Source organism: Psychrobacter sp. (assembly GCF_036731945.1).
Classification (GTDB): Bacteria; Pseudomonadota; Gammaproteobacteria; order Pseudomonadales; family Moraxellaceae; genus Psychrobacter.
On record NZ_DAINDI010000012.1, the window covers coordinates 2971 to 3683 of the forward strand.

The following is a 713-nucleotide window of genomic DNA, read 5'->3' on the forward strand; positions in this document are numbered from 1 at the left end:
AATGATAGGATATGTCTTGATGGTGGCGGCGGTGATTTTAACCTTATGGTCGATGATGATTTACCTCAGAGCGGCTTGGCCATATTTAAAACAAAGCGGTTAGTATGTAGAATAAATGCTATCAGTCATTAAGTTTACATGCTTAAGTTTAAACTGCTCATAAATAAAAAACGCCAGTCATGATAAGTGACTGGCGTTTTTTATTTATCATAGTTTTAACTGTATTTAATGATCAAATAATTACAACTCAATAGAGAAATTTTCTCCTAAGCTTTTTTCAATCGCTGTATCGGTGGCTGCCGCCGCCGTCATTTTGACCGCGCTGGTAATGGCATTACCATTTGCCCAGTATTCCGCCCCATGCGGCACCACTTTAATCAGCTGTACCCTTGGATCTTCTTTGCCTCGCTCAAAATAGGCGTTATACATAACCGACCATAGCTCATCAAGTTTCTCTGTATCCTCAACCAATTCAGCAGTACCAGAAATAGACAAATACTTATCATCACCTTTCGAGGTATAAGCCAAATTTACTTCTGTATTTTGCTTAATGTTATCGACAGTTTCAGACGGCGTGTGTCCAATAAACCAGATCTCTTTGGCGCCAATGCTGGTTTCAGTGGTATTCATCGGGCAAGAATGTAGATGGTCTTCGCCATTGCGTGTGGTCATCATAGTATATTTAATGTCTTTTACCATCGCTTGGATGGTGT

The 713-nt window shown here is 40.0% G+C and carries 1 protein-coding gene and 1 pseudogene; one reads left to right on the forward strand and one right to left on the reverse strand.

Annotated features, from left to right (window positions below; all coding sequences use genetic code 11):
* Window positions 1–103: pseudogene (locus V7D75_RS03830) on the forward strand (CDP-diacylglycerol--glycerol-3-phosphate 3-phosphatidyltransferase); the annotation flags it as partial.
* A 137-nt stretch (window positions 104–240) separates the two neighbouring features.
* Here the strand turns inward: V7D75_RS03830 and V7D75_RS03835 are convergent.
* Window positions 241–713 (reverse strand): pyridoxamine 5'-phosphate oxidase family protein (locus tag V7D75_RS03835; RefSeq protein ID WP_333613477.1); only part of this gene is annotated, 473 nt, incomplete at its 5' end.